The 21086-nt window shown below is 63.4% G+C and carries 17 protein-coding genes; 8 read left to right on the top strand and 9 right to left on the bottom strand.

Annotated elements, in window-relative coordinates:
- Window positions 1–75: 75 nt before the first annotated feature.
- The 4 genes from F1002_RS09460 (at window position 76) to F1002_RS09445 (ending at window position 5296) form a co-directional block, all read left to right on the top strand.
- Window positions 76–1416, top strand: coding sequence for an ABC transporter substrate-binding protein (locus F1002_RS09460; protein ID WP_191090357.1), 1341 nt, complete (start codon window positions 76–78; stop codon window positions 1414–1416).
- Between the two features lie 109 nt (window positions 1417–1525).
- The gene (locus tag F1002_RS09455; RefSeq protein ID WP_150428792.1) at window positions 1526–3289 is read left to right on the top strand and encodes an iron ABC transporter permease; all 1764 of its coding nucleotides are present in this window, start codon (window positions 1526–1528) and stop codon (window positions 3287–3289) included.
- A complete protein-coding gene (locus tag F1002_RS09450; protein WP_150428791.1) occupies window positions 3270–4403 on the top strand; it encodes an ABC transporter ATP-binding protein in 1134 nt (377 codons plus the stop codon). Before F1002_RS09455 ends, F1002_RS09450 begins: the two co-directional genes overlap by 20 nt.
- A gap of 8 nt (window positions 4404–4411) precedes the next feature.
- Window positions 4412–5296 (top strand): LysR family transcriptional regulator, encoded by an 885-nt coding sequence (locus F1002_RS09445; protein WP_150428790.1) that lies wholly within the window; start codon window positions 4412–4414, stop codon window positions 5294–5296.
- Window positions 5297–5336: 40 nt separating this feature from the next.
- Here F1002_RS09445 and F1002_RS09440 read toward each other — a convergent pair whose 3' ends face one another.
- On the bottom strand, window positions 5337–5735 hold the full coding sequence (locus F1002_RS09440; protein WP_150428789.1) for a group II truncated hemoglobin: 399 nt from the start codon (window positions 5733–5735) through the stop codon (window positions 5337–5339).
- 15 nt (window positions 5736–5750) lie between these two features.
- Window positions 5751–7973, bottom strand: a complete 2223-nt coding sequence (locus F1002_RS09435; RefSeq protein ID WP_223879568.1) for a YgiQ family radical SAM protein — start codon at window positions 7971–7973, stop codon at window positions 5751–5753.
- 173 nt (window positions 7974–8146) lie between these two features.
- Between F1002_RS09435 and F1002_RS09430 the strand changes: the two genes are divergently transcribed.
- Genes F1002_RS09430 through F1002_RS09420 form a run of 3 tightly spaced genes read left to right on the top strand, consistent with a single transcriptional unit; the run spans window position 8147 to window position 11579 of the window.
- On the top strand, window positions 8147–8494 hold the full coding sequence (locus F1002_RS09430) for an STAS domain-containing protein (RefSeq protein WP_150428787.1): 348 nt from the start codon (window positions 8147–8149) through the stop codon (window positions 8492–8494).
- Window positions 8491–9453 (top strand): MBL fold metallo-hydrolase, encoded by a 963-nt coding sequence (locus tag F1002_RS09425; protein ID WP_150428786.1) that lies wholly within the window; start codon window positions 8491–8493, stop codon window positions 9451–9453. The genes F1002_RS09430 and F1002_RS09425 overlap by 4 nt, the downstream gene beginning before the upstream one ends.
- A gap of 14 nt (window positions 9454–9467) precedes the next feature.
- Window positions 9468–11579, top strand: a complete 2112-nt coding sequence (locus tag F1002_RS09420) for a CHASE2 domain-containing protein (RefSeq protein WP_150428785.1) — start codon at window positions 9468–9470, stop codon at window positions 11577–11579.
- Here F1002_RS09420 and F1002_RS09415 read toward each other — a convergent pair.
- Both F1002_RS09415 and F1002_RS09410 read right to left on the bottom strand, forming a co-directional pair.
- Window positions 11576–12157, bottom strand: coding sequence for an OmpA family protein (locus tag F1002_RS09415; RefSeq protein WP_150428784.1), 582 nt, complete (start codon window positions 12155–12157; stop codon window positions 11576–11578). The genes F1002_RS09420 and F1002_RS09415 overlap by 4 nt on opposite strands.
- Entirely contained in the window at window positions 12150–12608 is a 459-nt protein-coding gene (locus F1002_RS09410) for a FecR domain-containing protein (RefSeq protein WP_223879526.1), read from the bottom strand. The genes F1002_RS09415 and F1002_RS09410 overlap by 8 nt, the downstream gene beginning before the upstream one ends.
- Window positions 12609–12630: 22 nt before the next feature.
- On the opposite strand from F1002_RS09410, the gene F1002_RS09405 reads away from it, so the two are divergent.
- Window positions 12631–13029, top strand: coding sequence for an ATP-binding protein (locus F1002_RS09405; RefSeq protein WP_150428783.1), 399 nt, complete (start codon window positions 12631–12633; stop codon window positions 13027–13029).
- Between the two features lie 8 nt (window positions 13030–13037).
- On the opposite strand, the gene F1002_RS09400 is transcribed toward F1002_RS09405, so the two are convergent.
- The 5 genes from F1002_RS09400 to F1002_RS09380 are packed head-to-tail and all read right to left on the bottom strand — an operon-like array spanning window position 13038 to window position 21009.
- A complete protein-coding gene (locus F1002_RS09400) occupies window positions 13038–15527 on the bottom strand; it encodes an ABC transporter permease (RefSeq protein ID WP_150428782.1) in 2490 nt (829 codons plus the stop codon).
- A complete protein-coding gene (locus F1002_RS09395; protein WP_150428781.1) occupies window positions 15524–17611 on the bottom strand; it encodes a bifunctional diguanylate cyclase/phosphodiesterase in 2088 nt (695 codons plus the stop codon). The genes F1002_RS09400 and F1002_RS09395 overlap by 4 nt, the downstream gene beginning before the upstream one ends.
- A gap of 27 nt (window positions 17612–17638) precedes the next feature.
- Entirely contained in the window at window positions 17639–19000 is a 1362-nt protein-coding gene (radA, locus tag F1002_RS09390; RefSeq protein WP_150428780.1) for a DNA repair protein RadA, read from the bottom strand.
- Window positions 19001–20110, bottom strand: a complete 1110-nt coding sequence (gene alr / locus F1002_RS09385; protein ID WP_150428779.1) for an alanine racemase — start codon at window positions 20108–20110, stop codon at window positions 19001–19003.
- The gene (locus F1002_RS09380) at window positions 20107–21009 is read right to left on the bottom strand and encodes a LysR family transcriptional regulator (protein ID WP_150428778.1); all 903 of its coding nucleotides are present in this window, start codon (window positions 21007–21009) and stop codon (window positions 20107–20109) included. Before F1002_RS09380 ends, alr begins: the two co-directional genes overlap by 4 nt.
- Window positions 21010–21086: the final 77 nt, after the last annotated feature.

Raw genomic sequence — 21086 nt, 5'->3', positions numbered from 1 at the left:
TCCGGTAGAATGGAAAACTAGTCAATCACCGCCCTGACCATGCGACAGCCCTGGATCACCCACTCCGACAGCACGATGACCAGGCGCCTCTTGCGTCTCCTGGCGCTCGTCGTCGCGCTGCTGGGCGCAGTCAGCGCACATGGCGAGGTGATCACGGTCGCCTCCTCGCTTCCCAAGGACTTTCTGGCGATCTACAAGCACGCCATCGAAGCCCAGTATCCCGGAACGCGCATCCAGTACGTCAATTTTCCGGCGACCCATACGGTCTCCTTCCTGCGTGACCGGGCACCAGGCAATCGCCCGGACGTATTCTGGGGCTCGGCTCCCGATATCTTCCTGATGCTGCGCCGCCACGACCTGCTGGAGCCCCTGGGCAAGATCGGCGACCCCGGCATTCCCGAATACATCGGGCACCTCCGAATCAACGACGAGAACGGCTTTTTCAAAGGGCAGGCCTTGTCCGGATACGGCGTGATGTGGAACGCGCGCTACCTGCAAGCACGCGGCATCCCGCCGCCCGGCAATTGGCAGGATCTCGCCCAGGCCGCTTATTTCGGCCATGTCGTCATGTCCTCTCCGGCGCGCTCCAGCACGATTCACGTGATGCTCGAGGCCATTCTCCAGGACAAGGGCTGGCAAGAGGGATGGGCCCTGATCCTGCGCATCGCGGCCAACTGCGGCCTGATCGCCGAACGCAGCGCCGGCGTGCCGAGCTCCGTCAGCAACGGTCGATTCGGGGCCGGCCCGGTCGTCGACTTCCTGGGCCTGTCGGCCCGCCAGGCCGGCAATCCGGTGGCGTTCACCTATGCCAGGCCGACAGTCGTCTCGGTAGCCAACATCGCCCTGATCAAGGGCGCAAGGAATCCGCTCGGCGGCAAACGCTTCATCGACTTCACCTTGTCCGCCGCCGGGCAAGCCCTGCTCCTGAGGCCCGAAATCGGCCGCTTGCCGGTGCGCCCCGCGACCTACGCAAGCCTGAAGGATGCCGCATCCTACCCACAGATCGATGATGTGCTGGCGCAAGCCATTGTCGATTACGACCCCCAGGTTTCGGAAACACGCTATCGGATTGTCGCGGCCATCTTCGATCAGTTGATCACCTATCGTCACCAGGACCTTGTCGACCTCAACCGGCTCATCCAGCAGACCCGGCAGATCCTGGCCACGCATCCCGACCCGCTTGCCGAAGCCGATATCGAAAACGCACAGGCCTTGGTCTTCAGCCCGCCGATATCCGAAAAGCGCCTTCCGGAGCTACAAAATATCAGCGACGCGCCGGCCGACATCGCTCGCCTGGCTGCCTACGAAGCAGCGTGGGGAACGCTGGCAAAAACCCGCTACGCCCAGGCGCGTCTATTGGTCGAACAGGCCCAGACCCGTATTCGCCAGTCGAAGTCCGAAATCAAACGACCGTGAGCGCCAGCTTTTTCATCCCTCGCCAAGCCACCTACCCGATTGCGAAAAGGAAGCCCCGATTCGCATTCGGCGTTGGCGATGCCGCTATGCGGCACACGAGGCCGGTGACATGAACCGGGCGACTCCTGTCTTCCCCCTGCTTTTCTCCCGCCACAACTGGCGAAACGGCGTGCTGCGCTGTCTGCAAGCCGGCGTTGCGCTCTACCTGCTCGCTTTTTTCCTGCTTCCCGTCGGTTTCCTGTTTCTGAAAGCGCTCCAAAACCCCGACGGCACGATCGGCTGGGGGATCATCACGCTCCTGTTTGCCAACCCGGTGTCCTGGGAAAGCCTGCAGAACAGCCTGATTGTCGGTGCGGGAGCGGCCTGTCTGGCCGGTTTTCTCGCGCTTGCCGCCGCGGCACTGCTCTGGAAAAGCCACATCCGCCCCTCGCCATTCGTCGAATTGTGCGGTTTCCTGCCGCTGTTCATGCCGGCCTTTGTGCTCGCATCGTCGCTGGACATCGTCATCGGCCAGCATGGCGGCCTGCCGGTTGTATTGCAGCAGCTGCTCGGCCTGTCGCGGGCGAGCGCCAGCCTGCTCGGCCTGATATTGATCGAGGCCATCCACTACTTCCCGTTCATCCTGGTCGCGCTGCACCTGAGCACCCGTGCATCGAGTTCCCAGGCCCACGCCATGGCACGGCTGGGAACCCCGTGGCGCCGGTTGATCCGCCAGGTCTTCATGCCGCTTTCCCTGCCCGGACTGGCCTTTGCGATGGCACTGACCTTTCTCAAGGTCATCGACGACCTCGCCACCCCGCTCGTGCTGGGCGTCACCAATCTGCTCGCCCCCCAGGCCTACCATCGCATTGCCGCCTATGGCGCCCAGGACCCGCTGGCGGCGCTCATCGCCGCGATACTCTTCGTCATATCCGGACTTGCCTGGTTTGCCTCGCTGGGATTCATTCGCCAGAACGTCAACCTGTTTCCCGCTGCCTTCAGCGACAGCAGATTGCCGTCGACAGGCAGTTCGCGGGGCGGCCACGTCTTCATCGCTTTCCTGGGCCTGTTCTACCTCGGATGCTATGCCGGGCTGACGCTCTCCTCCGTGGCCGGTGTCTGGAGCCATAGCGCGCTCCCGGAAACCTACGGACTGACCCACTACCTGAGAGCATTCCAGTTCGAAATGAGCAGCCTGTACAACACGCTGATCTACTGCGGTTTTGCCGCACTCATCGACCTCCTTGTCGCCCTGCCGCTGGCCCACGCCATTGCCAAAGCGCCGGCACACTGGAAACAGCGCCTCAACTGGCTGGTCGCGGGGGCGCTGTGCATTCCGGGCGTGACACTGGGCATCGCCTACCTGGCCCTGTTCCGTGACATCCAGCTACCGCTCGGCAATCTTCCCCTGGATGCGACCGGACTCCTGCTCACGCTGGCTTTTTCCATCCGCGGCCTGCCCTTCGCCCTGCACATTTGCGGCCTTGCACTCAATAGCGTGCCCGCCAGCTACGTCGAAGCCGCCAGCACGCTCGGCTGCGCACCGGCCAAAATCGTCCGCCGCATCGTTTTCCCCATGCTGCGCTTCGGCCTTCTGCTCGCATTCACCCTCTGCTTCAGTCTGGCGGCAGTTGACCTCTCCCTGGCCGCCTTGCTCGTCCCCAACGAAAACAACGCCCCCCTAGCCTACAGCATCTACCTCCGTATCCAATCCCCCTCCGGCATGAATGTCGGCTCTGCCTTGGCCATGATTTCGTTCGCACTGCTTGCCCTGATCCTCTTTGGCATCATCCATCGCCTGCATCGCCGCCGGGAATCGCAGCGCCCGCTATCGTCCCTCCTCTTTCCAACGCATCGAACCGCCGGTTTTTCCCATGAACCCAGTCACCATTGAAGCGCAGCGGCTGGCCTTCGCCTATGACGACAAGCCAGTCCTCCGCGAGATCAATCTCAGCATTGCCGCCGGCGAGCTGTTTACCGTCCTGGGCCCCTCGGGATCGGGGAAAAGCACGCTGCTCCGCCTGCTCGCCGGACTCGATCGCCCCTCCGCCGGCAGCCTGCAGGTCAACGGCATCAATATCTGCGACACCCTACCCGCCAATCGGTCGGTCGGCATGGTTTTCCAGAGCTTTGCCCTGTGGCCCCACATGAACGTCTTCGCCAACGTCGCCTTTGCACTGGACGAGGCGCGACTGGATACGGCGGCGATACGCAACCGGGTCGAGGCCATCCTCAAGCTGCTGGAAATCGGGCACAAGCGGGATGCACGCCCCGATCAGCTTTCGATCGGCGAGCAACAGCGCGTCGCCCTGGCCCGCGCGCTGGTGATCGAACCGCGCGTCCTGCTGCTCGACGACCCGTTTTCCAACCTTGAGCCGGAACTGCGTTTGCACATGCGGCAGGATCTGCGGCGCCTGCAACGGCGACTGGGGATTACCACCATCCTGGTCACCCACGATCAGGATGACGCCCTATCCATTTCGGACCGGGTGGCCGTACTGGCGGACGGCCTGATTCAACAGGTCGGCACCCCGGCTGCAATCTACGATTTTCCCGCCACCATCGCCGTGGCGCGTTTTGTCGGCGTCACCAACTTCCTGCCGGGCCACCTGCAGCGGGCAGACGAATTCAGCCTGCGTTTCGATTCCCCCCACATTGGCAGCCACAGTTGGCCAGGCGCCCGGTCGGGCCAGGAAGGGGGCCCGACCCTCCTCGGTATCCGGCCCCATGCCCTCAGGATCCAGCCGGCGGACAGCTTTCGCGACGGCCGCTACATCTGGCTCGAGGGGCACATCCACGGCAGCGAATTTCAAGGCGAAAGCGTGCGTTATCACGTCGAGGTCGGCGGCATCCTGCTCTCCGTCAAGCAGGCGCATTTCACGGGCTGCCCGGCCATTCCCGCCGGCACACCGGTGCTGACCGGCTTCGATCCCAGCCAGGCGCGCCTCTACCCCTATCACGGCGGCGATTTCCCGGCGACCCATTTCGCCCCATCCTGGAGAGGCTGAACCCCGCCATGGATATCCTCAAGCTGCGCTCATTTGTCATGGTGGCCCGTCTCGGCCACCTGACGCGCGCGGCCGAAAAGCTCTTTCTCACCCAACCGGCGGTAACCGCGCACATCAAGGCCATTGAACAGGAAATCGGCCTTTCCCTCTTCGACCGCGCCCCGGGCAAAATCACCCTCACCCCGGCAGGCGAGATTCTCCTGAGCGAGGCCGAACATGTCCTGACCGTGTTCGAGGGATTTTCAAGCAAGGCCCGTCAGCTCAAGGGGGAAATTTCCGGAAACCTGACCATTGCCAGCATCGGCGATACCGACTTCACGCGCCTGAACGGCCTGCTGGGCAGCCTGCGCTCGACCTTGCCGCTCCTCCAGTTGAAGACCCGGCTGATGCTCGCCGACGATGTGCTCGACGGTCTCGTGAACGGCAGTATCGACGCCGGTTTCTACATAGGCAACATCGAGCACCCGGACCTGACCTCGCTCCGGCTGCGCACACTCACCTATTGCATCGTCGCCCCGCGTGGGCTGGCCACCCAGGTGGCCGGCGCGGGCTGGCAGGATATTGCCGCCCTGCCGTGGATCGCAGCCCCGCGACGTTCCCATGTGGCGCGCCTGCTGCGGGAGCTCTTTGCGCAGCAAGGCGTCCTGCCCAACGAAGTGGTTGACTGCGACCAGCTCCCGTCGATTCTCGACCTGGTGCGCTCCGGATTCGGCCTGGGCCTGGTCCGTGAAGATCTCGCATTCGAAGCCGCCGAGCGCGGCGAGGTCACGTTCTGGCCGCACGGACGCATCGACTGCACGCTGTCGCTTGCCTATCGCCTGGCCCGTGAAAACGATCCAGGCGTCGTCGCCCTGCTTTCGGTAGCCCGCTCGCTCTGGCAGTTGGCCCAGTAGGCGGCACGCCCTCCGGTGCCAGCGCCGTTTCGTCCGGCGCCTAACCTTCCCGGTTGCGCATGAAGTCGGCGGTATTGAAGAAATTGCCGATCAGGATCTTGCGGATGTTTTCCTCGATGCCGACGTCCTCCATGGCCAGGACCATGCAGGCAACCCACTGGTCGCGCTCCTTGACGCCGATGGCGAAGGGCATGTGACGGGCACGCAGGCGCGGATGGCCGAACTGCTCGACGAAGAGATCCGGGCCGCCAAACCAGCCGGACAGGAACATGTAGAGCTTGTCGCGAGAGCCCTTAAGGTCTGCCGGGTGCATTTCGCGAAGTTCCTTGAACTGGGGCGTGGTGCCCATCAGTTCGTAGAAACGGTCGCAAAGGCGAGCGACGGTCGGTTCGCCGCCGATTTTTTCGTAGGTTGTAACGGTCGTTTGTTGTTCTTCCATGGTGCTCTCCGTGAATCAGGGCTTGCGCTTTTTGTTTTGCTGGCCAGATGGCTTGCCGAAACCGCCCGGTGAGCGCCGGTCGGCAACCGCCGGACGGCTGCCCGGACGCTGCGGCCCCGGCGTGCGACGCTCGCCCGTGCGCCCCGTATTGGCGGCAGGTTTGCCGACAGTCGATGCACCGGCGGCGGGTGTCTTCGCGGCACGTGCGTCGCGGGCAACCATGGCGGCCGCCTTGAGACCTGTACCGGCGGGCTGCCAGGCCGGCACCAATTGCTTCTTGCCGTTGCCAATCAGGTCATTGCGGCCCATTTTCTTCAGCGCTTCGCGCAGGAGCGGCCAGTTTTCCGGATCGTGGTAGCGCAGGAAAGCCTTGTGCAGCTTGCGCTGGGCGCCGTTGCGCACCGAACCGACGACCTCCCCGCCTTCGCGTTGCAGCTTTTTCAGCGGGTTCTTTTCCGTGTGGTACATCGTCGTCGCCAGCGCCATCGGCGTCGGCAGGAAAGTCTGCACCTGATCGAGGCGGAAGTTGTTCTTCTTCAGCCACAGCGCCAAGTTCATCATGTCCTCGTCTTCGGTGCCTGGGTGGGCCGCGATGAAATACGGGATCAGGTACTGCTCCTTGCCGGCTTCCCGCGAGAAACGGTCGAAGAGCTGCTTGAAGCGGTCGTACGTGCCGATGCCCGGCTTCATCATCTTGGAAAGCACGCCCTCCTCGGTGTGTTCCGGCGCGATCTTCAGGTAGCCGCCCACATGGTGCTGGACCAGCTCCTTGATGTATTCCGGCGAGCGCACGGCGAGGTCATAGCGCAGCCCGGAGCCGATGGTGATGCGCTTGACGCCCTTCACGGCGCGGGCCCGGCGGTAGAGCGAAATCAGCTGCGAGTGATCGGTGTTCATGTTCTCGCAGATGTCCGGATAGACGCAGGACAGGCGGCGGCAGGCCGATTCGATCTTCTCGTCCTTGCACTTCAGGTGATACATGTTGGCCGTTGGGCCACCGAGGTCGGAGACCACGCCGGTGAAACCCGGCGTCTTGTCGCGCATTTCCTCGATTTCGCGGATCACCGAGTCTTCCGAACGGCTCTGCATGATGCGCCCTTCGTGCTCGGTGATCGAGCAGAAGGTGCAGCCGCCGAAGCAGCCGCGCATGATGTTGACCGAGAAGCGGATCATCTCCCAGGCCGGAATCTTGGCGTCGCCGTAGCTCGGGTGCGGCCGGCGGGCATAGGGCGACTCGTAGACGCCGTCGAGCTCTTCGGTCGACAGCGGGAATGGCGGCGGATTCAGCCAGACGTCGCGCTCGCCGTGGGCCTGCACCAGGGCGCGGGCGTTGCCCGGATTCGATTCCAGGTGGAAGGTCCGCGAGGCGTGGGCGTAGAGCACCGGATTGTCCTGCACCTGCTCGTAGGACGGCAGGCGGACGACGGTGTGGGCGCGCAGGGCGCGCCGCGCCGCGAGGCGCTCGGCGCGCGGCAGCAGGCGGATGGTCTGCTCGCTCGGCTTGCCGGCGGCCGATGCGCTGGCGCAGTCGGATTTCGCCGGGCTTTCTTCCATCGCGTACGGGTCCTTGTGCTGCATCAGCGGTCCCGGGGTATCGACCTCGCTCGAATCCATGACGGCCCATTCGTCACTGGGCAGCCAGCCGGACGGCACCATGAAGGCCGTGCCGCGCAGGTCGCGGATCTCGGACACCTTCTCGCCCTTGGCCAGGCGGTGGGCGATCTCGACAATGGCGCGCTCGGCATTGCCGAAGACCAGCAGGTCGGCCTTCGAGTCCGGCAGCACGGAACGGCGCACCTTGTCCGACCAGTAGTCGTAGTGCGCGATGCGGCGCAGGCTGGCCTCGATGGAGCCGATGATCACCGGCGTCCCGGGAAAGGCCTCGCGGCAGCGCTGGGCGTATACCGTTACGGCACGGTCCGGACGCTTGTTGGGCTCGGCGTTCGGGGTGTAGGCGTCGTCAGAACGGATCTTGCGGTCGGAGGTATAGCGGTTGACCATGGAATCCATGTTGCCCGCCGTCACGCCATAGAACAGGTTGGGCTTGCCCAGCCGGCGGAAGGCATCGGCCGAGTTCCACTCCGGCTGGCTGATGATGCCGACGCGGAAACCCTGGGCTTCCAGCAGGCGGCCGATCAGCGCCATGCCGAAGCTCGGATGATCGATATAGGCATCGCCGGTAATCAGGATGATGTCGCAGGAATCCCAGCCCAGCAAATCCATCTCGCCACGCGACATAGGAAGGAATGGCGCCGGCCCGAAGCGATGCGCCCAGAATTTGCGATAACCGAAAAGCGGACGCGGCATTGGGGAAGAACGAGGGGGATTCGAATTCATACACTATTTTACCCGAGTGAGCCGACGGGCATGGCATACTCGCCGTTCCGCAGTATCCGAACCCTTGCGCGATCATGAATCTACCTACACGCGAACAGGCTGGCGTCCTGATTGTTTCCGTCAGCGGCCGCATAGACCACATTGCCAGCGAAGAGTTCACTCGGGCACTGGAACCTCTGCTGACAGGCTGCGTAAAAGGCAAGGCGTCGCTGCTCCTCGATTTTTCGGCGGTGGACTACATCAGCAGTGCCGGATTGCGCGTATTGATGATGGCCTCGCGCCGCGCCAAGGCACAGCAGGGCACCTTCGCGATTGCAGCCCTGCAGCCGCTGGTTCAGGAGGTCTTCGCGATCAGCCGCTTCAATCTGATCGTTCCCTGCTACGCGTCGGTCGACGCCGCCTGCAAGGTCGTCGGGGCATGAACCACGTCGTTTTCTGGGGGACGCGCGGCTCCCTGCCGGTATCCCTGACCCACCGCGATATCCGCGAAAAGATCACCGCCGCGCTGTTGGCAGCCAACGGCAAGGCGTTCAAGACCCGCAGCCTGCTCGATGAATTTGTCGATCAGCTGCCTTTCGCCATCAACGGCACCTTTGGCGGCAGTTCGTCCTGCGTCGAAATCGTCGGCGACGGCCCGGCGCACTTCATCTGCGACATGGGCAGCGGTGCCCGGGCGCTCGGCCAGGCCAAGATCGCCAAGTATGGCGTCCCCAACCCGCAGACCTACCACATCTTCATTTCCCACCTGCACTGGGATCACCTGATGGGGTTCCCGTATTTCGCACCGATGTACTACCCCGGAAACCGGATCGTGGTCCACGGCTGCCACCCGCATCTGGAAGAATCGATTCGCCACCAGATGCAAGCACCCAATTTCCCGGTGGATTACGCCCAGGCCGGCGCACGCATCGAATTCGACCTGATGACCCCGGGCAAGGCGCACTACATTTCGGGCATCAACGTGACCCCGAAGTTGCAGCACCATGCCGGCGATTCGTACGGCTATCGCTTCGAAAGCCTGGATCGTACGGTCGTGTACTCGACCGACTCCGAACACAAGCTCGACAACCCGACCGAATACGACGCGTTCGTGCGCTTTTTCGCCAAGGCGGACCTGGTCATCTTCGACGCCATGTACTCCCTCGCCGAAGCTGTTTCGGTCAAGGCAGACTGGGGACATTCCAGCAACGTGGTGGGCGTCGAGCTCTGCCAGGCCGCCGCAGCCAAGCGCCTGGCACTCTTTCACCACGAGCCGATGCACGACGACAAGCAACTCTCCCGGCTGGTCGCAGAAACCCGCCGCCTTGAGCAGATCACCCGGGGCAGCCGCCAGCCGCTCGACATCATTTCCGCCTACGACGGACTCAGCGTCGCGCTGTGAGGCGCCTGCCGGCCATGTTCCTCTCCGTGATACGTGCCGGTCGCGGACGAGCCTTTCCCCTGTTGCTGCTGATCCTTGCCGCCGGCCTGCTCGCTTACCCGGACATGCAGCCGCTGCTCGGCATCCGCGAGGCACAATTCGACCACTACCAGCGGGTATTGCCCAGGGAACGGGACAGCGAACCCGTGGTCATTGTCGGGATCGACAGCCAAAGCCTGGTTAAACTCGGGCAATGGCCCTGGTCGCGCGACCTGATCGCCGCCCTAGTCGACAAGATCCAGGCTGGACGGCCGCTTGCACTGGGCATCGACGTCGTGTTTGCCGAGCGCGATCGCTACAGCCCGGAAATTCTGGCCAAGCACATTCCCGGCATGACTGCCAACACCCGGGCCTCCCTGCCGGACCCCGACGAAAAGCTGGCACGTGCCCTCAAAGGGCCGCCCACCGTTCTCGCCGTTGTCGGACTGAGCAAGGCCCTGCCGGGAGGGCGGCACCCCTCGAAACCGCTGCCCGTCTTCGATCAGGATGCGGCACGCGACCGCTTTCTGCCCCACTTCGTCAGCGCCCTCGCCAGCCGGCCCGTCATCGCCTCCGGAGCAGCCGGCGAGGGGCTGATCAATGCCACGCCAGAACAGGGGCAAGCCGATAACCAGCGCGGCGTGTTGCGGCGGGTGCCGACACTGGCCTTCGTGCATGAGCTTCCCTTCCTCTCCTTGCCGCTTGAAATGGTCCGCGTGGCGCTCGGAACGGAAGGCAGCGTGCAGACCGAGGAAGGGCCGCAAGGCATGCAGGCCATCCGCATCGGGGATTACCGCTTGCCGGTCCAGCGCAACGGTGAACTGCTGCTGCACTTCGGGCGTTCCAGTTCCAATTACTACCTGTCGGCGGCGGACGTTCTGGCCGGAATGCACGATCCGGAGATTTTCCGGTCGCGCTTCGTGATCATCGGCTTCAACAGTACCGGCCTGCAGGATCGTGTCGTCACCCCGCTGGGTGAAAGCCTTCCCGGCGTCGATATTCACGCCCAGGTGATCGAAAGCGTACTCGCCGGCCAGGCCCTGCAACGCCCATACTGGCTCCCATGGGTCGAAATGGCCGTGCTGCTGGGCGTCGGCCTGTCACTCATCGCCTTCATACCGCGCCTGAGGGCACGCTATGCCGTTCTGAGCTTCGCGCTGGCGTCCATTGCCATGCTGACCGGCGGCTATCTGGCCTTTTTTGCCGCGCGCTACCTGTTTGACGGGGCGTCGCTGCTGCTCCTGCTCTGCCCGCCGTTCATCTCGTTGCTTGGCAACACCTTGATCACCGCGGAAACCCTGCGGCGCAACGCCGAAGCACAACTTCAACAGAGCCGGGAAGAAGCGGCGCGCATGAACGGTGAACTCGACGCGGCCAGGCGCATCCAGATGGGTCTGCTCCCGGATACCGCCAGGCTTTTCCCGGATGAACGGCGATTCTCGGTAAGCGCCCTGCTCGAACCGGCACGCGCCGTCGGCGGCGATTACTACGATTGCTTCATGCTCGACGATCGCCGGCTCTGCGTCGCGATCGGCGACGTATCCGGCAAGGGCGTCCCGGCCAGCCTGTTCATGGCCATCTCGAAAACCCTGACCGGAACGCTGACCCGCCGCCACGCCGAACTCGGCACCGCCCTCCGCGACATCGAAGCCGAGCTCGACCGCGAAAATCCGGAATACCTCTTCGTGACGGCCTTCATCGGCATCCTGGACGTCGAGAGCGGACACCTCGACTATGTCTGCGCCGGCCACGATGCCCCGCTGATCGTTCGCAACGGACAATTGCTGTCCATCGACACCCGGGACATAGCCGGCCCTCCGCTGTGTGCCGCGGGCGGCTATCCTTTCGAATCGGCCGGAATGCAGCTGCAAGCCGGCGATCTGCTCTGCCTGTTTACGGATGGCGTGACGGAAGCCACAAACGGAACCGACATGTTCGGCAGCGACCGCCTGCGGGCAGCGATCGCGACCTGCGGCACGGTCCCGGTGCAAGATTGCGCACCGGCACTGCGCAACGCGGTCAGGCGTTTCGAGGCGGGCCACCCGCCAGCGGATGACCTGACCCTGCTGTTTTTACGCTGGCATGGCCCGACAGGGGCCCAGGATTAGCGGACATTGATCTCGACACGCCGGTTGCGTGGCTCATCCACCTCGTCGGCAGTCGGCACCAACGGGTCGCGTTCGCCGCGGCCGATCGTTTCCAGCTTGCCCGCATCGACCCCGCTCTCGATCAGCACACCGCGGATCAACTCGGCGCGCTTGAGCGACAGCTTGTCATTTCCGTCGACGCTGCCAACGCGATCCGTATGCCCGATCACCAGGACTTCCGAAGCGGGCCGCTCGGCAATTTCCGTGCGGAGGGCTTTCAGTGCGACCGTGGATTCAGCCGTCAGTACGTTGCCCCCGGTTTCAAAATACAGGATGTAAGCATTCGGGCGCTGCGGCAGTACCGCCAGGGTCGGGCCATAGCGCTCCGACACTTCCTGCGGTGACGATTGGTAAACACGGTTGCTGTCCAGCGTCCGCTTGACCGCGGCATAGGGTTGATCGAGGCGAATCTCGCCGGCCTTGTCGCGAATGACCACCGCCCCGGGCGCGCCGTCGGCAGACGGCAGCAACACTACCCGCTCGCTGGCGCAAGCACCCAGAAAAAGGCTCGCCATACCGAACAAAAGCGCCTTATTCATCGCCCTCGCCCTCCACTTCGATCACGAACTCAGTACCCCGGACACCGAGAATGGAAGTCGGCGTATGAAAATCAACCGACTCCGGCGTGCGCTTGGCAATCCGCCCGGATGCAACGGCCAGCGTCCCCTTGCGTACGCCAACCGACATCTTTCCATCCTGCGTCACGCTGTCGTAGGCGAATTTGTCGATGACGATGAGGGAATTGGGGCCCGCGGACAGCAAGGTGTTGTCGCGCAAGGTAACGCCGACCGCGCCATCGGCACCGGTTCGCACACGGTCCGCCACCTGCACGGGCGCTCCCACGTCGGCGGCCAGTTTTTTGCCGTCCCGTTCGATACTGACAGCCCCCTTGCTGACCTTGATCATTCCGGCCTGTTCTGCGCACAGCGGAGAAGAAGCAAGGATCGATACGGCCGCCATACCGGCAAGCGCCCAATGTGATCTAATCACGCTCTACCCCCTGGTTAATTCGATGGCTGCCAATTCTACGGATATTTCAGTTTGCGCGCGCCTGTCCGAGCTGCCCCGGCTGATGCTAGCGCTCGCCGCAGAAGCACGGCAACTCGGCTGTTCGGAGGATATTACGCTTCGACTGCAGCTGATCGTCGAGGAATTATTCACGAATACCGTCACGCACGGCCATGGTAGCGGGAACGATGCCACCGTAACCTGCCGGATAACGCCACATCCATCGGGCATCCTGCTTCGCTACGCCGATGCCGCACCCGCCTACGACCTGACCCGCGCACCGGAACAAACGGCCTCCGAAGCCGTGATCGGCGGTCTTGGCATCGCGCTGGTTCGCGGCCTCAGCCAAGATGTGCGTTACGCAAGGCAGGACGGCTTGAACGTGTGCGAAATCCTGATCTGAACACTTCCTTACGTGCCATTGCGCAGCGCAAGCAGCGGCGGTGCGCGCAACAGTCTGCGGAATCCCTGCCAGCCGATCGCAACGGTCAACAAAGCCCCTCCCGCCGCTGAGAGGAAGGGAAGCCAGAGATTAGGCGTCAATTCGAGCTGGAAAGCCTGCTGGCTGACAACGGCCCCCAGTACCATGGCGCCCGCTGCGGCAAACAGCCCGGCGAGCCCACCGACGATGGCCAACTCGACACGCATCGCCTGCACCAGTTGCTGTCGTTGCGCCCCCAGGGCACGCATGACGGCCAGTTCGTAGCGCCGCTCGTCGAAGGCGGTGAGCATGGCCGAATAAAGCACGATACCGCCAGCCAGCAGCGCGAAAACGAAGACGAACTGGATGGCTCGTGCCACTTGCCCGATCACCGATTGCAACTGGCGGACCACTGCATCGACATCGATCAGAGTCAGGTTGGGAAAATTCTTGACCAGATCCGCCATGGCTGCGGCGCTCTCCGACGGCAAATGAAAACTGGTGATGTAGCTGGCCGGCGCATCTTCGATAACCCCCGGCGGCGCCAGGACGAAGAAATTGACGCGCATCGAATCCCAGGAAAGCTTGCGCAGACTGCTGACCCGCAGCGTTTTTTCGACGCCGGCGACGACGAAGGCAAGCTCGTCGCCCATCCGGATACCGAGAGTCTTGGCCAGCCCCTCCTCCACCGAAGCCAAGGCCTGGCCGCTCTCGTCGGACCCGAACCATTGCCCGGCAACGACCCGGTTGCCGTCCGGCAAGTCGCTACGCCACGAAAGATTGAACTCGCGCTCGATCAAGCGCTGGGCGCGCTCATCCTCCGGATAGCTGGCCGGGCTGACCGTTTGCCCGCCGATGCGCACCAGGCGCGCACGCACCATGGGCAACAGATCGGCCTCGATGCCCTGTTTGCGCAGTTCGCTCGCCAGCGCCTCCCGCTGTTCAGGCTGGATGTTGATGATGAAGCGATTCGGTGCATCGGCGGGCATCGATCCCTGCCAGGTCGCCAGCAGATCGCCACGGATGACGGTGAGCAGGAGCATGGCCATCAAGCCGATCGACAACGCCACGACCTGGATCGCCGCCGACGGGGCATGTCGACTCAGGCTGGCCAGGCCCTGCCGCCAGCCGAAGCCCGCACCGCCTCGCCCCCGCGAGACGACAGCGATAAGCAACCGGGCAATCGCCCAGAATGCCGCCAGCGCCCCGGCAAACCCGGCCACGGCGAGCAAGCCGAGGCGAAGATTTCCGGCCACCCAGACGATCAGCCCGGCCAGCAGGAGCAGGCCGAACAGGTAGCCGCCTAGCAGCGAGGCCTGCGGGGCGCCAAGCTCGCGTCGCAGGACGCGCAAGGTCGGCACGCGCGCCAGTTGCAACAAGGGTGGAAAGGCAAAACCGAACAGCAGCACGGCGGAAACCCCAAAGCCGGCGGCCAGGGGCAACCAGCCGGCAAAGGGCAAATCGATTGCCAGCACGTCGCGCAGCCACTTGATCAGCATGAAATGTGCGGCAAAGCCCAGCGCACAGCCCAGCAAACCGGCGAGCAGGGACAGCCACAGAAACAAGGTGGCGTGCAAACCGAGCAGGCGCGCCTGCGTCATGCCCAGGCATCGCATCACCGCACAGGCATCCAGATGGCGTTGCATGTAGCGACGCGCCGCCAGGGCCACCGCCACCGCTGAAAGAATCACCGTCAACAAGGTGGCAAGGCCGAGAAAGCGCTCCGAGCGGTCGAGAATGCTGCGTATCTCGGGGCGGGCGTTGCCGGCATCCTCGACGCGCTCCCCACGCGCCAGTTGCCTATCGAGCCATTTTCGGTACGCCGCGACATCGCGCTCGTCGCCCGCCAGCATCAGCGTGTAGCGGATCCGTGCCCCGAACTGGATCAGTCCGGTGGCTCCGATATCCTCCAGATGCATCATCAGGCGGGGCGCGAGACTGAAGAAATTGACCCCGCGATCCGGCTCGCGCGTCAGTATGGCCGCGACCGGCAGCATCGCCCCGCCTACGCCGAGCGTTTCACCGGCACGGACACCCAGTGCCGAGGCCAGGCGTTCGTCGAGCCACACCGTACCGGCCTCCGGACCGCGTCCGGTTTCGCGGCTGGTCTCTTCGCCATGCAGAATGCGCCCCAGGCTACCGCGCAACGGATAACTGCCGGAAACCGCCTTGATATCGGCCAGCTGAGCCTGCCCGCCAGCCATCACCATGCTCGGAAAAACCAGGGTTTCAGCGATTCGCAGGCGATGGCGGCGCGCTTCCTCACGATAGCTTTCCGGCAAGGGATGATCGGAGGTGACGAGCAGATCGCCTCCCATCATCTGTTGTGCTTCGCGCTTCAAGCCTTGCCGTACCCGGTCGCCGAAGAAGCCGACGGCCGTTACGGCAGCAACCGCCACGACCAGCGCGGCAAAGAGGAGCCTGAGCTCGCCGGATCGCAGTTCCCGGCCGAGCAGCCGCCAGGAAAAAGCAGCAATCATGTCGCCTTGGACCAGCGCGTACGGAATTCGGCCGGCGCCACTGCCCGGCCATGCAGATAGCCTTGCAGTTGCTGGCAGCCAAGTTCGGCAAGGAATGCCGCCTGCTCCTCGGTCTCGACGCCTTCGGCAACCACTTCGAAATCCAGGCTCCGGGCCAGCTCCATGATCGTACGGATGATCGCTTCGTCGCCCCCGTTGCTGCCGATACCTTCGACGAACGAGCGGTCGATCTTGAGCTGCTGAATCGGCAGCATTTTCAGATAGCTGAGCGATGAATAGCCGGTGCCGAAATCGTCGAGCGCCAGACTGATCCCCAGGCTGCGCAGCTTGTCCAGCAAACCGAAGGAGTCGCCAACTGCCATGACCACCGATTCGGTCAGTTCCAGCTTGAGATGGCTGGGGATCATCCCGGTATCGGCCAGAATCGTATCCAGTACGTCGATGAACTCGGGTCGCTCGAGCTGCTTGACAGACAGGTTCACCGACACCTGGGGCAGTTCAAAACCGCTTTCCCGCCAGTTCATGAACTGCCGGCAGGTTTCGCGCAACACCCAGTTACCCAGGCCGACGATCAGGCCGGAATCTTCGGCGATCGGGATGAAACGACTCGGCATGACCAGGCCCAGCTCGGGGCTTTCCCAGCGAACCAGCGCCTCGGCACCGACCAGCTTGCCGGTCCGGGTATCGACCTGCGGCTGCAGGTGCACCTTGAATTCCCCATGTTCGAGCGCCCGCCGCAACAGGTTCTCCATCTGGATGCGTTCCTGCGCCAGCAAGGTCATGTCGGGCGTGTAGAAATGGTAGTTTCCGCGCCCGCTGAACTTGGCGCGGTACATGGCCGTATCGGCATTGCGCATCAGCGCCAGCACGCTGTCGCCATCGCCCGGGAACAGGCTGATACCGACCGATGCCGTGAGGAAGAGTTCATGATCCCCGAGCTGGAATGGCTGCTCGAAGGCATCAATGACTTCCTGAGCCAGCACCTCGACCTCGCGCTCATCGCGTACCGCCTCCATCAGGCAGATGAACTCGTCGCCACCAAGCCGGGCGAGCATGTCGATCAGACGGACATGCTCGGCCAGACGAGAGGCCACCGCCACCAGCAACTCGTCGCCGACCCCGTGGCCGAGCGAGTCGTTGACCTGCTTGAACTGGTCCAGATCGATGAACAGGACCGCCAGACGCTCGCTGCGCTGGGCGGTTTCGCGCAAGCTCTCCTCAAGACGTTCGATAAAGCAGCGGCGGTTGGCCAGGCCTGTCAGCGGGTCGTGATAGGCGAGGTAGTTCAGCTTGCTCTGCGCCTGGCGCCGCTCGGAGATTTCGCCCTCGAGCTGCACGTTGGTCCGTTTCAGTTCCTCGGTGCGTGCCGCTACCTGAAGCTCCAGGGTGTCGCGCGCGGCCTTTATCCGCCCTTCCTGATCCTCCAGAATACCCTGTGCCCGGCGAACCACCAGGAACTGCATCAGGTAGAGGAACGCGAAGGTGAGAATGATGCCTGCCGTCACCCACCACAGGCTGTGCTCCAATTCCTCGACGAAGGGCGTGACGTTCTGATACAGCTCGAACACCCCTTCAACCGCGTTGTCCTTGCCGCGAATCGGAATGAAACTGGCCAGCACGTCCATTTGGGCGAGCGCCTCCTCGAAGCTCTCATGCGTATTCCGATAGCTCAATTCGCTGAGGACCGAACCGTTGATCGCCTGCTTGAACCCTGGGCTCGCCAGCCTGTTTTCACCAATCTGGCGGGCATCGGTCGAGAAAATCACGTTCCCGACGCGGTTATACACCTTCACCCTGATGACCGAGGTTCCCTGCATCAGAATTTCCGCGCTGCCCTGAATGTGGGCAAGGCTTGTCGATTGGGCAAGCGCGCTCGCATCGCGCCCGGTCGATTCCGCCAGCAAGTCGAGTAGCGGTTGGTGCAGCGAGTTCTGGAAAACCTGCGCCATGGCGACGTTCCGCCCTTGGGCAAGATCCTTCATCTGCTGCAGGGAAAGCTTCTGGTATAAAGGCCCCAGCACACCGGCAGCCAGCACGATGAGAATGAAACTGACCGTCGAGAAATAGCGGGACAGGTTGAACATATAGGCCGAAAGTATTATTCCGAAAGCTTATTCCATCTCGCGTATTCGCGCCACCGCCTCTTCCACACGCCTGACCGCGATGACCTCCATACCGGCTATCGCCTGTTTCGGTCGATTGGCCTCCGGTATCAAGGCCCTGGTGAAACCAAGCTTGGCCGCCTCCTTGAGACGTTCCTGGCCGCGGGGTGCCGGACGTATTTCCCCGGCCAGGCCAACCTCGCCAAAAACGATGAGTTTCGATGGCAGCGGCTTGTTCTTCAGCGACGACGCAATCGACAGCAATACTGCCAGATCGGCCGCCGGCTCGGTGATCTTCACACCGCCCACCGCATTGACGAATACATCCTGGTCGAAGCAGACGATACCGGCATGCCGATGCAGAACAGCCAGCAGCATGGCGAGACGCTGCGCTTCCAGTCCGACCGTCAGGCGCCGCGGGTTGCCGTGCGCCGTATCGACCAGGGCCTGGATTTCGACCAGCAGCGGCCGCGTGCCTTCCTGGGTGACCATCACGCAGGAACCCGGCACATCCTGCGCATGTTGCGACAGGAACAGTGCCGACGGGTTGCTGACCCCCTTCAGGCCTGTTTCGGTCATGGCAAAGACACCCAGTTCGTTCACCGCCCCGAAGCGGTTCTTGAAAGCGCGCACCAAACGGAAACTGGAATGGGTATCGCCTTCAAAATAGAGAACGGTGTCGACGATATGTTCGAGCACGCGCGGGCCGGCCAGCGCCCCTTCCTTTGTCACGTGCCCGACCAGGATGACCGTGATGCCGAGCTGCTTGGCCAGGCGCGTCAGCTGCGCAGCGCATTCGCGCACCTGGGCTACCGAGCCGGGAGCGCTCGACAACTGATCGGACCACAGCGTCTGGATCGAGTCGATCACCGCCACCGCCGGTTTTTCAGCCTGCAAGGTCGCCAGGATGCGTTCCAGGTTGATTTCAGCCATCAACGGTAAACGCCGGGACTCGAGCCCCAGCCGGCGGGCTCTCAGCGCCACCTGCTCCCCGGACTCCTCGCCGCTGACGTAGAGCACCTTGTGCTCCGTCGAAAGATGCGCCAGCGCCTGGAGCAGCAAGGTACTCTTGCCGATACCCGGATCGCCGCCGATCAGCACGACACCGCCGGCGACCAGGCCGCCACCCAGCGCCCGGTCGAACTCGCCAATCCCGGTCGGGATGCGCTCCGCCTCGCGCGCCTCGATTTCGGACAGGTTCTGCAGCCTGGCCGTCGGTGCCAGCGACTCGAAGCGGCTGTTGGTCGCCGCTTTCTCCGCCACGGTCTCGACCAGCGTATTCCAGTCGTTGCATCCCGGACATTGTCCCTGCCACTTGGGGCTCGTGGCACCGCATTCGGTACAGGTATAAACCGTTTTCAGCTTGGCCATTCAGCGCCTTTCACTGGTCGCCGTGTCGGCCAGCACCACCGGAACCCGCGCCGCGAGCGCGCAGAACAGTTCGTAGGCAATCGTTCCTGCCGCCGCCGCGACTTCATCCGCCGGCACCGTCCCCGCAGCCCCGTTACCCCACAGGGTGACCTGGGAACCGATCCCCGCCTCCGGAATCCCGGTCAGATCGCAGGCCAGCATATCCATGGAGACCCGCCCGATGGTACGCGTCCGCTGTCCCATCACGGCGATCGGCGTACCCGTCGGTGCGTGGCGCGGGTAGCCGTCGGCATAGCCGCAGGCCACGATCCCGATACGCATCGGCCGATCGGCGGTGAAGGTGCCGCCGTAGCCGACCCGTTCGCCGGCTGCCAGTTCCTGCACGCCGATGATGGCGCTTTCCAGCGCCATCGCGGGCTGCAGGCCGAGTGTTGCGGCATCCCGGTCGGCAAAGGGGCTGGCGCCATAAAGCATGATGCCGGGACGCACCCAATCGCCGTGCGTTTCCGGGTGTTCCAGGATCGCCGCGGAGTTGCCGAGACTGACCTTGCCTTTCCAGTCGCCTGCCATGTCCTTGAACCGGGCCAATTGCCAGGCCACACCGCGTTCGCCGTCGGCTTCGGCAAAATGGGTCATCAGCGTGATGTCGACCGGTAGCGCCCGCAAGACATCCAGCGCCCGGGGTAGCGTCGCGGCGGAGAAACCGAGGCGATTCATGCCGGTGTTCAGCTTCAGATAAACCGATACGGGCGCCGAAAACTGTCCGCTGCGTACGAGCAGCTCAAGCTGGTCGAGACAATGGATGACGCAGGTGAGCCGATGTCCGATCACCGAGCGCACGTCGCGCGCGCTGAAAACGCCTTCGAGCAGGAGAATGGGCTGGGTTACCCCGGCTTCGCGCAACGCCACGGCATTTTCGCATTCGAGCAGGGCAAAGCCGTCGGCCTCGCCGCGCAGGGCGTCGACCGCGCGCCACTGCCCGTGGCCGTAGGCATTGGCCTTGATGACGGCCCAGGCTCGCGCATGCGGCGCCTGCTGCCTGGCCAACCGGTAGTTGTCAAGAATTGCGGCGGGAGTGATACGTGCCCGTATCGGGCGAGAAGTCTTCATAAAGCCAGTTCTTTCAGCTTGCTCTTGGCAAAATCGATAAAGGTGGCGCTGAGGCGCGACTGGAAACGGTCCTGCGGGAAAACCAGGTAAAGACTGCGCGTCAGCGACGGCTTGAGCGGTATGGCCACCAGGTCGCCCAGTTGCAGTTCCTTCTCGACCACCGCCCGCGATACGATCGCATAGCCGAGGCCGGTGGATACCACACCCTTCAGCGCCTCGGGACTACCCAGTTCCATCTGCATTTTGAGGCTTTCGGGCGCGACGCCGTGGCTACGGAAATAGGCATCGGTGATTTCCCGCGTGCCCGACCCCGGCTCCCGCGAGATGAATTCATATTCCGTCAGCACCTTGGGGGTCACCGATTTCATGTCGGCGAGAGGGTAGTCCGGCGCACAGATGACGCGCAGTTCGTCCTCGCAGCAAATATGGCTGGTCAGGCCAGTCACTTTCGCGGGGGCTTCGATCAGCCCGATATCGATCGTATGCTCGGCAACGCGGGTCTCGATGCTTTCCGAATTGGCTACGATAAGCCGCGCCCGAACCTGGGGATACAACGCATTGAATTCCCCCAGCACGCGCGGCAGCATGAATTCGGCGATGGTCGTGCTGGCCCCGACCAGCAGCGGACCGCGCATTTCCCCGGTCATCTCCGAGAGCCGGGTATCCATCTCGTCCGACAGCGCCAGGATGCGTTCCGCATACGACAGCACCAGCTCCCCGGCCGGTGTCAGTGAAATGCTGCCATGCCGGCGCTCGAAGAGGCGGGTGCTGTACTGCTCCTCCAGCTGCTTGATCTGGAACGTGACGGCCGGTTGCGTCATGAACAAGGCATCGGCAGCCCGCGTAAAACTCAGGTGTTTGGCCACGGCATGGAAAACTTGTAGACGCCGATCAGCCATGTTGATTCTCCCGGATAGTTTGCGGACGATATTTCATCACATTCCCATGAAGTTCCGGGCGGCCGTATCCCTACCGG

It is taken from the genome of Dechloromonas sp. CZR5, from assembly GCF_008711155.1.
In the GTDB taxonomy this organism is placed as follows: domain Bacteria; phylum Pseudomonadota; class Gammaproteobacteria; order Burkholderiales; family Rhodocyclaceae; genus Azonexus.
Note: the sequence above shows the minus strand (reverse complement) of the source record. Positions and strands in the feature narration are given on the sequence as shown.